Origin of the sequence: Peteryoungia wuzhouensis (assembly GCF_003205195.1) — a bacterium.
Classification (GTDB): Bacteria; Pseudomonadota; Alphaproteobacteria; order Rhizobiales; family Rhizobiaceae; genus Allorhizobium; species Allorhizobium wuzhouense.
Map to the genome: position 1 here is coordinate 1 of NZ_QJRY01000017.1, position 10473 is coordinate 10473.

Annotated in this window: 9 protein-coding genes; 8 read left to right on the plus strand and 1 reads right to left on the minus strand. The window is 58.4% G+C overall.

Features of this window, described 5'->3' with window-relative positions; all coding sequences use genetic code 11:
• Window positions 1–79 precede the first annotated feature (79 nt).
• On the minus strand, window positions 80–1012 hold the full coding sequence (locus DMY87_RS23830) for a LysR substrate-binding domain-containing protein (protein WP_110794127.1): 933 nt from the start codon (window positions 1010–1012) through the stop codon (window positions 80–82).
• A 120-nt stretch (window positions 1013–1132) separates the two neighbouring features.
• On the opposite strand from DMY87_RS23830, the gene DMY87_RS23835 reads away from it, so the two are divergent.
• From DMY87_RS23835 to DMY87_RS23870, 8 genes are all read left to right on the plus strand, one after another.
• Window positions 1133–2179, plus strand: a complete 1047-nt coding sequence (locus DMY87_RS23835) for an aromatic ring-hydroxylating dioxygenase subunit alpha (protein ID WP_110794128.1) — start codon at window positions 1133–1135, stop codon at window positions 2177–2179.
• Between the two features lie 11 nt (window positions 2180–2190).
• Window positions 2191–3306 (plus strand): 2Fe-2S iron-sulfur cluster-binding protein, encoded by a 1116-nt coding sequence (locus DMY87_RS23840; RefSeq protein WP_110794129.1) that lies wholly within the window; start codon window positions 2191–2193, stop codon window positions 3304–3306.
• Window positions 3307–3351: 45 nt separating this feature from the next.
• On the plus strand, window positions 3352–4458 hold the full coding sequence (gene hisC / locus DMY87_RS23845; protein ID WP_245409036.1) for a histidinol-phosphate transaminase: 1107 nt from the start codon (window positions 3352–3354) through the stop codon (window positions 4456–4458).
• A 104-nt stretch (window positions 4459–4562) separates the two neighbouring features.
• Window positions 4563–6527 carry a DUF2817 domain-containing protein gene (locus DMY87_RS24610; RefSeq protein WP_110794130.1) on the plus strand — a complete coding sequence of 655 codons (1965 nt, stop codon included), beginning with the start codon at window positions 4563–4565 and terminating at the stop codon, window positions 6525–6527.
• A 56-nt stretch (window positions 6528–6583) separates the two neighbouring features.
• Window positions 6584–7378 carry a transporter substrate-binding domain-containing protein gene (locus DMY87_RS23855; RefSeq protein ID WP_110794131.1) on the plus strand — a complete coding sequence of 265 codons (795 nt, stop codon included), beginning with the start codon at window positions 6584–6586 and terminating at the stop codon, window positions 7376–7378.
• Window positions 7379–7502: 124 nt separating this feature from the next.
• Entirely contained in the window at window positions 7503–8210 is a 708-nt protein-coding gene (locus tag DMY87_RS23860; protein WP_110794135.1) for an ABC transporter permease, read from the plus strand.
• Between the two features lie 4 nt (window positions 8211–8214).
• Window positions 8215–8901, plus strand: a complete 687-nt coding sequence (locus DMY87_RS23865) for an ABC transporter permease (RefSeq protein ID WP_110794132.1) — start codon at window positions 8215–8217, stop codon at window positions 8899–8901.
• A gap of 47 nt (window positions 8902–8948) precedes the next feature.
• On the plus strand, window positions 8949–10349 hold the full coding sequence (locus DMY87_RS23870) for an FAD-binding oxidoreductase (RefSeq protein WP_110794133.1): 1401 nt from the start codon (window positions 8949–8951) through the stop codon (window positions 10347–10349).
• Window positions 10350–10473 lie beyond the last annotated feature (124 nt).

The window sequence follows — 10473 nt, forward strand, 5'->3', positions numbered from 1 at the left end:
CTGGCGGATATCGAAGTGTGACGGGCAGCAGGGGATAGGTGTCAGTTGGTCGGTGTTTTCGCCTTGAACAGAGGCGAACCTATGACCGGTCCAAAAATGGGGGTGAAGACAACATTTCCTGCTGTCTCGCAACCGCCAATATCCACTTGTGAAAACGTTGCCCGTTAGGCTTTTCCAAAGCGGTCCTGTCCCAGGCGAGAAAGTAGCTTTCAGACAGTTTGAGCCGAATATCGAAAGGAACGACGAGTGTACCAGCCGCGATTTCTTCTTGGACCATCGAAAGCTGTGCCAACACAAAGCCTCTCCCGTTGACGGCAGCATCAATGGCGCTGCTCGAAAGCGTGAAGGAGAGACCGGAAAATGGCTGACTGTGATTGGCATTGACCAGCTTTGCCCAGTCACGCCATTGCGGCGAGGCCTTGTAATCGGATTCCCACTCCACGTTGAGAAGCGGAAAGGTCAAAACGTCCTCGGGTGATTGCGGTGGCCGGGCGGCGAGCAGCGCCGGTGAACAGGTAGGAACAACCCAGTCCGTAAACAGGTGAGCCACGTGCTCGTGCACGTATGACCGTCGACCGTATGTGATGCGAAAATCGACCTCTTCTGCCCCTAGGCGCGGCTCCTGATCCTGCCCGAAAATGCGCAATTGCGCGGTGGGACAGAGCTCCTGCCAGTCGAAAATCTTGCGACTTATCCACCGGCTGGCGACGGATGACAGCGCGCTTACCACGATACCGCCTTCGTTGCTTGCGCGCTTCAGGACGTTTGTCGCGAGCGCAAGCTGCTGAAAACCCTTGGAAACTTCTCGATAATAGAGCCGCCCCCAGGAGGACAGCTCGACGCGGCGACCTCGGCGCTCCAGGAGAGTCAATCCCAGGGCGTGTTCCAGATTGCGCACAAGCTGACTGATAGCACCTGGCGAAACGCCCAGATCTTCAGCGGCAGCGGTGATCGAACCGCAGCGACCGATCGCGTCGAAAGCCTGCAACGCACGAAGTGACAGGTTCTTCAAAGCGGCTCCTTTAGAATTCTCCCCAATTTAGATTTTCTAAAATAGAAAGCAGCCGCTTGCAACTTGTTGGCACCAGCAAAACGGCAAACACTCGGCCTGACAAAACGCAAGGAGAGCGAAATGTTTCTCAAGAACACTTGGTATGTTGCCGCCTGGGATCATGAGGTCGGGAGGGAGCTGAAGCCCGTGACTATCCTGGGTGAGAACATCGTTCTTTACCGCAAACAGGACGGCCAGGCCGCCGCACTCGAAGATGCCTGTCCCCATAGAAAGCTGCCGCTTTCCATGGGCCGCATCAAGGGCGACGATGTGGAATGCGGCTATCATGGCTTGACATTTGACTGTTCGGGCGCCTGCACCCGCGTGCCCGGTGCAGAGCGTATTCCGCATGTCGCCAAGGTTCGTTCCTATCCGGTCCACGAGCGCTACGGTCTTTTGTGGATCTGGATGGGCGGTGCGGAAAAAGCCAATCCGGACGAGATTTTCGAAGTCGAGCATTTCGGCGATCCAGCCTGGGGCATCAATCGTGGCGAGTCGATGATGCTGAACTGCAACTATCTTTACATGACGGACAATCTGCTCGACCCGTCGCACGTCGCATGGGTTCATCAGTCATCCTTCGCCAGCTCGGCTTGCGAGGAAACGCCGCTTGAAACGACCGTCAAGGAGGATGGTGTGACCGTCTGGCGCTGGATGATCGATTCCGAGCCCGCACCATTCTATGCGCCCTTCCTGCAATTCGAAGGCAATACCGACCGTAAGCAGCATTACGAAGTGCGCTATCCAAGCAATGCGATCATCAAGGCGATCTTCGCCCCGGCCTTCACCGGCGGCGAAGGCAAGCCCCTGCCCGACAACACCTTCCTGATGGACAGCTACAACTTCATGACGCCGGTCGATGAGAACAGGACGAAGTATTATTGGTTCCAGATGCGCAACTTCGCGCCTGACGACCCGGCGGTGTCCGCAAGCTTCGCCAAATCCGTGCGCGGCGCTTTCGAGGAAGACAGGATTGTTCTCGAAGCTGTTCAACACGGCATGGCCAACAAGCAGACGCCCAATCTCGATCTCAAGATCGATGTCGGCCCCTTGCGTTTCCGCCGCAAGCTGGCGCAGCTCATCGCCGAAGAAGCGGCAAGCCAGACGGCCAACCAGGCTGCGGAATAGGATTGCGCGGAATGCAACAGCCCGCATCCTCACGCTTCCAACCGTTCGAAGTGATCGCCAAGACCCGCGAAAGCGAGACGATTACCTCCTTCACGCTGGCGCCCCGCAACAAGGACCATTGGCGATCCTTTGAAGCAGGGCAGTTCCTCACCATCCGCATTCCGGATGGCGCGGATGGCCATGTGCTCCGAAACTATACGGTCTCGTCATCGCCCAGAGAAAGCGGGATTTATCGCATCAGCGTGAAACGTGAGGCCGCGCCGTCCGCTCAGCTGCCGCAGGGCTTTGGTTCCTGCTGGCTGCATGATGCAGTCGAACCCGGCATGGTGCTGGACATCGACACGCCGCGCGGCGCCTTCAGACTCGATACGGAAAGCACACGGCCTGTCGTGCTCCTGTCCGGCGGCGTTGGCCTGACGCCCACCGTCTCCATGCTTCATGTGCTTGCGCATGAAACGGATCGGCCCGTCTGGTTCATTCATGCCTGTGACAGCATGGCAGTCCATGCCCTGCGCAATGAGGTGGAAGGGCTCGCAGCGGCTCGCAGCGGCATCACGGTGCATTTCTGCCATCGTTTTGCCGGGGACGACGACATGCAGGCGGGTCGCTGCCATTCGACCGGCTTTCTCGGCCGCGAGGTGCTGCAAAAGTTGCTGCCGCTCGATGACTACGAGTTTTACATGTGTGGTCCGCCACCCTTCATGAAGGCGCTCTTCGGCATTCTGACCTGCCTTGGCGTGCGCAAGGAGCGGATTGCCTATGAATTCTTCGGTCCGGCCAGCCTGCTGTCCGAGCCGGAGCTGCAAACTGCCAAGCCGACTGCGCCGAATGCAGGCGATGGGACCGGCGCAACCGCGACTGTCAGCAATGATGGCATGCGGATCGTGTTGCAAAAGTCCGGACGGGAACTGGCCTGGACAGAATCTTGCAGCTCGCTTCTCGACTGTCTCGAAGCCAATGGCATCGAGCCAGAATTTTCCTGCCGCGCCGGGATTTGCGGCACCTGTGAACAGGGCTTTGTCTCCGGAGAGGTCGACTACTTCGAAGAGCCGCTCGATGAGGTGCCGCAAGGACGGGTGCTCCTGTGCTGCACCAAGCCGAAATCCTCAGTCGTTCTCGACCTTTGACCCGAGCCACCGGCATAGCCGAGCACACACTTTAGGGATACCGAAATGGATATGCCGCGAAAAGATATCACGCTCAATCCGCATGTAGCGGCTCTGCCGCCCTACAATGCCGGAATGAACATTGCTGCCGCACGCAAGCTCAGCGGTCGCGACGATATCGCAGCGCTTGCCAGCAATGAAAACCCGGATGGCTGTTCCCCCAAGGTGATGGCAGCGCTGGCAGGCGTGAATCCGTCGCGTTACTCCGATCCAGCCTGCACGACCTTGCGCGGCGCTCTGAGCACGAAGGTTGGCGTTGCAAGTGATCGGATCGTCATCGGCAACGGCTCGGAGGACATGATCGCAGCCATATGTCGCGCGGTACTCTGTCCTGGCGCACCGGTCGCCACGGTCTCACCCGGCTTCGGTCTGCACGAGATCGAAGCGTTGGCAAATGGCGCGACAGTCGACAAGGTGCCGATGCGCGCGGATCTCGACTTCGATGTGCCGGCAATTGTCGCTGCTCTTTCAAAGGCGCCGGCAATCTTCTTCCTCTCCTCACCGTCGAACCCGGTTGGCCCTGCCCTCAACACAGCCAGCCTCGAACAAATTCTCGCGGCAGTTTCTCACCAAACACTTCTCGTTCTGGACGAAGCCTATTTCGAATATGCCGACGACGAGACCCCAGACGGTCTGGAGCTCCTTTCCGGTTCAGGATTGAATTATGTGGTGCTGCGCACCTTTTCGAAGGCCTACGGACTTGCAGGACTTCGGGTTGGCTATGCGGTTTTCTCCGATGACCGTCTTGCCCGCGCCGTCAGCTCTTCGAAGACGCCCTTCAACGTCAACAGCGTGGCACAGATCGCTGCCGTTGCCGCACTCGATGACGATGCGTGGATGAAGTCATCCGTCGCATCGATGACGGGCGAACGCGCCCGGGTAGCAGAAGCACTGGTATCGATGGGATTGCGGGCTGCAAAATCGCAAACGAATTTTCTCTTCATCGATGTCGGCCTCGATAGCCAAAAGGCATTCGGTCACCTGCTATCGCACGGCATCATCGTCAAGCCATGGAAGGAGAAGGGTTATGAGACCTTCATCCGCATGACGATCGGAACACCGGCGGAAAACGACCGCTTCATTGCCGCGCTGCACATGCTTATCGCCAGATAAGGACGCCAGCGCGGCAACAAAAAAACAAAAAGCGGGCAACGACCCGCGGGAACGAACTGCGCGCGAAAGCGCATCACGATCAGAAGAACCGGGAGCTTTGTCGCATGGCATCTTCACCGCAGTCTGGCCTTTTCGCCGGGGACTTTTCGGCCTTGCGCGCGCGTTTTATCGCGGCCGCCCGCACCGCTGGCGCCAGTCTGTCAGAATATCCGCATCCTCTGCGCGGTCCGTCCGGTGAGCCGCTCGCAACCGATGTTGCCTATCTTGGACGGAGAGATGCGGCAAAGCTGATGGTGCTGATTTCCGGCACCCATGGGGTCGAGGGCCCCTTCGGTTCCGCTTGCCAGACCGCGTGGTTCTCACAGAACTCCCCCTGGCACCTGCCGGACGACACTGCTGTTCTCGCCATCCATCTGATCAATCCCTGGGGCACTGCCTGGTCGCGCCGGGTAAACGAAGACAATGTCGATCTCAACCGCAATTTCATCGACTGGAACAATATGCCGCCGAAGAATGAGCGCTATTGTGACCTGCACCCGCTTCTGCTCTGTCCCTCCTGGGATGGCCCCGAGCGCGATCAGATGGACGCAGCCTACGAAGCGGCCAAAGCGAAAGCCGGCGGCTATCAGGGCCTTGCACCCATCATAGAGGCCGGCCAATACGAGTATCCTGATGGCCTGTTCTATGGCGGCGACAGCCCAGTCTGGTCGAACCTGACTCTCCTCGAAATCCTGTCGACATTTGCCCGTCACCTCAAGGACGTTATCGTATTCGATCTCCACACGGGTGCCGGCCCCTACGCCTATCCCGCGCTTCTTTCCGTTGCCGAAAGCGAGCATTCCGGTCTGGACTGGGGGCGGGAGATGTTCGGCCCCGCCCTTTCGGTGGTGATGACGGGAAGACATGCCGCAACAGGCAGCGGCATTGCTGCGACGGCGACCGGCTATGTCTCGGCCGCTATTCGTCAGGCCATGCCAGCGGCGCGTGTTCTGCCACTCGTCATCGAATGCGGCACGCTGGAAGGCGAAACCGTATCGAACGCGGTCAAGGCGGATAACTGGCTGCATCTCTATGGCAAGTTGGATACGCCGCTTGGCGAGAGCATCAAAAATCAGATCCGCACCGCCTTCATTCCCGACGATGCCGACTGGCGCAAAGCCTGCCTTTCCACATCGCTGCGCCACTTCGACCGTGCCTTCGCACAATTGAAGACGCTCGGTGGGGCTGGTGTCGAGAAGGTCGTTCCAGCTGCCGCATCGGTCACGGTGCTCGCCAATCCGCATCACGACAAGCCGAAAACGGCCGAAAAGCCCGCTGTCGCAGTTCATGGCATTCACAAGCGCTTCGGGCCCTTGAGCGTGCTGAACGGCGTCGATGTCTTGGCAAAACGGGGTGAAGTGGTGTCAATGATCGGCTCGTCGGGTTCAGGCAAAAGCACCTTTCTGCGCTGCATCAATCTGCTGGAGCAGCCGGATCAGGGCCAGATCGTCATCGATGGCGAAGAAATCCAGATGAAGCGCGCCGCCAATGGGCGCGCAACCCCTGCCGATCGCCGACAAGTCGAGCGGATGCGCTCCCGCGTCGGAATGGTGTTCCAGAACTTCAATCTCTGGCCGCACATGACCGTGCTGGAGAACATCATCGAAGCGCCGGTACAGGTGCTGAAGGAGCACAAGGCCGAGGCCATCGACCATGCGCATGCGCTACTGAGGAAAGTCGGCCTTTCGGACAAGCATGCGCATTATCCGGGTCAACTCTCCGGCGGGCAGCAGCAGCGCGCCGCCATCGCCCGCACGCTTGCCATGCGCCCGAAGCTCATTCTTCTCGATGAGCCGACATCGGCGCTCGACCCGGAACTCGTCGGCGAGGTTCTGCGGGTCATCCGGCAACTGGCCGAAGAAGGCAACACGATGATCCTCGTGACTCACGAAATGCAGTTCGCGCGTGAGGTCTCACACAAGATTCTCTTCCTCCATCAAGGAAAAGTGGAGGAAGAGGGTGCTCCGGTAGACATGTTCAATGCACCGAGATCCGAACGGCTTCGCCAGTTCCTGTCTCGCACCCGATGACGCGTCCGCTGAAGAAACACGATCGATGACAATATCCACAAAAGGGGAATATCGACATGAATTTCAAAGCTCTGTCACTCGCTCTGCTCCTTGCTGGCGCAAGCACGGTTCAGGCCGCAGAGGGCCAGCTCTCCATCGGCACCGAAGGCGCCTATCCGCCATGGAGCATGGCCGATGCAGCCGGCAACGTCACGGGCTTCGATGCCGATGTCGGCAATCTGCTCTGTGAAAAGCTTGCGATGAAATGCAAATTCGTCGTTCAAGCCTTTGACGGCCTGATCCCGGCGCTAAAAGCCAATCGTTTCGACGTCATCATCTCCGGCATGTCGATCACGCAGGATCGCAAGAAGGAAATCGATTTCTCGGTCGGCTATGCCGAACTCGCAAACATGTTCGTGGTGCCGAAAAGCTCCGATCTGGCCGGCATCAAGGATATCGATGCGCTGCTGAAGGGCCTCGAAGGCAAGTCCATCGGCGTGCAGACCGGTACGACGCATGCCCACTTCGTCGAGAAGCGCATTCCGTCCGCCAATCTGAAGACCTATGACACGCTGGAAAACATGCAGATCGACCTCACGAGCGGTCGTATCGACGCGGCCTTCGCCGATGCGTCTGCCTTGCAGGACTTCCTGTCCAAGCCGGACGGCAAGGATTTCCAGTTCGTGGATGTGAAGGTTCAGAGCAAGTTCGACTCCACCCTCGGTGAGGGTATCGGCGTCGGCATTTCCAAGGACAATCCCGAACTGAAAGCCAAGATCGACGAGGCGCTCTGCACACTCGTCGCCGATGGCTCGATCGGTAAAGCCAGCCAGAAATGGTTCAAGATGGACATTTCGCGTCCCTGCAACTGATAACGCCGCCCCGCACGTGCAGACGTGCGGGGCGTCCCTACCCGATGAACTGTCGCGACTGATCCGGATGGTAGAGACACCAGGATCCAAGTCATGAATGAAGCCAATTGCCGAGGCGCAGCGCATGGAAAACAGTCTGATACTTGTCTGGGAAGGTGGATGGATCGGCGCGATCCTGCGCGGCACCGCGATCACCATCGCCGTCGGTCTCACCAGTATCGTCCTTGGCGCGATCATCGGCATGCTTTTCGGCCTCGTCAAATGGGCCAGGATCTTTCCGCTGACCATCGCAGTAACCGCCTACACGTCCCTGATCCGCGGCGTACCCGAACTGCTGATCATCTATCTTCTGTTCTTTTCCTCGGTCGAATTCGTCACCAAGGTCGCCACAGCCTTCGGCTACGCCGCTCTCGCCGATAATGGCTACGCTTTCATCATTGCCGTCATTGCCGTCGGTGCAATCTCCGGGGCCTATTCCACCGAAGTCATCCGCGGCGCGTTGGCCTCCATCCCGACCGGCCATATCGAGGCCGCACGCGCGCTGGGTCTTTCTCGCTATCGGATTTTTCGCCGGATCATCTTCCCACAAATGCTGCGCATCGCGCTCCCCGGCATGAACAATGTCTGGCAAGCGACGATCAAGGACACGGCGCTCGTCTCCGTCGTCGGCTTGCAGGAACTGATGCGCACGGCAAGCGTGGGGGCCGGAAGCACCCGCAATCCGCTGATCTTCTTCCTGATCGCCGCCATCGTCTACTTCATCATCACGATCATAAGCCAGGCCGGCTTCGATCGCGTCGAGCGTCTTGTCAGGCTAAGATCAAGGAGCTGATGCCATGGATATGGATTTTCTGTCGACGTCGATCCCCGTTCTTTTGCAAGGGCTGTCCAAAACTCTGATCCTGACCATTTTGTCGGTCGCAATCGGCTTTCATCTTGGGCTCGCGCTCGCCGTGGTGCGGATGTCCGAGCAGCGTTTTCTTGCAAACATCGCCAAATATTACAGCATGGTCTTCAGAGGTACGCCGCTCCTCGTGCAACTCTTCCTGTTCTATTACGGGCTGGCGCAAATCCCGTTCATCAAGGGGAACGCCGTGACATGGTGGCTCGTCAGCGACGGAACACGCTGTGCCGTCATGGCGATTGCGTTGAACACCGCCGCCTATACGTCAGAAATCCTGCGCGGCGGCCTGCTGTCGATCCCATCTGGACTCAAGGAAGCGGCGAAAGCATCCGGCATGTCACGCTTCACCTGTTTTCGCCGGATCGAGTTTCCGTTGGCCATCCGCCAGGCGCTGCCTGCCTATGGCAATGAGTTGATCCTCGTCGTCAAGGGCACGAGCCTTGCGTCCACGATCACGGTTCTGGAGATCACCGGCTATGCCAAACGCCTGATGAGCCAGACTTTCGCAATCTTCGAGGTCTTCACGCTGGCAGGTATCATCTACCTCATAATCAATCTGGTACTGGTGATGATGATCCGGCTGCTTGAAGGCCACCTGATGCGCCACGAGCCACGTTGACCCGCCCGTCTCGAACGAGCGCACCGCTTCTCACCCAAGGAAAACACATGTCCTGCCTGACCTCCGGCTTCAAGGCCGAGATCGCGACGATTGTCGGACGCGATTATGTGAAAGAAAACGATGCCGTATCGGCAATCGACTACGGCATTTTGCCTGAAAACCTCGGCGCCGGCATCGTCGTCCTGCCGGGCAGCACGGAGGAGCTGGCCGCCGTCGTCCGGTGTTGCCATGCAAGCAGTGTCGCCATCGTGACGCATGGCGGGCGAACCGGTCTTGTCGGCGGCGGCATTTCGCGACCCGGCGAAATCATCATTTCCACCGCCCGTCTCAACCGTATCACGTTTCTATCGCCCGTCGAAAATGTCGCCATTGTCGAGGCCGGGGTCACGCTTCAGGCGCTTCAGGAGGCAGCGGGCGAGTATGGGCTCGAACCCGGTATCGATCTGCCCTCCCGGGGCTCGGCAACGATCGGCGGCATGGCATCCACCAATGCCGGCGGAATTGCCGCATTCCGATACGGCGTGATGCGCCATCGTATCCTCGGACTAGAAGCGGTTCTCGCGGATGGGTCGATCTATTCCGATCTGACGCGCGTGGTGAAAAACACTGCGGGCTATGACCTCTCACACCTGTTCATCGGCAGCGAAGGGACACTCGGCATCATCACCAGGATTGCCATCAAGCTCGAACCTCGGCCCTCTTTCACCGCCACCACGCTGTTCGGCCTGCCCTCGACCCAAGCAGCCCTGAGCGCCATGCAGCGCGGCCTGAAGGCGCGGCATGGTCAGCTTCGCGCGGCAGAAGCGATCTGGCCGCATTATTTTTACCTGACATCGACCCATCACAACTGGTCAGCCGCCGACTATCGGGCAGACCACCCCATCAATCTTTTGCTCTGCATTGGCGGAAACGACGACGCAGATGTTCAGAGCGAGATTGAAAACATCTACGAGGACGTCGCCACGGACTACCCCGATATCTCCGCCGTCATCGCCTCATCAAAGGCGCAGGAGAAGGCCATCTGGGCTCTGCGAGAAGACACGGACCTGATCTACCGCAAATATCCTGGCGCACCGTCATATGACGTGTCGGTACCGCTTTCCGAAGTGGAAGCCTATCTCGACCGGTGCATGGCGAAGCTGAAGACGCTCGACCCGGAACTGAGCCCTTACGTCTTCGGGCATCTTGGGGACGGCAATCTGCATGTTGTCTTAAATACTGCTCATGATGCAATGGACGGCGAGAAAATCAGGGCGATTGAAGAGATATTCTATACCGGACTGAATGCCCTAGGCGGCACCTTTTCCGCCGAACATGGCATCGGCAGCAAGAGGGCGCAAACTTTGATTGCACAAATTAATCATGGCAAGTGGATGTTGATGAGGCAGTTGAAATGGAGCCTTGATCCGACGAATACGCTGAACCCAGGCAAAGTTTTGACTGAATAGCTGACCACAAAAACCGCCACTGGATGCACGGATTATTCGCCGGAAGAATTGAGATCATGACCTGTGCCCCGTTCTCACTCCAATTTTCATGGCTCAGGTCAACAGGTCAAAGCTCAGCCAGCCT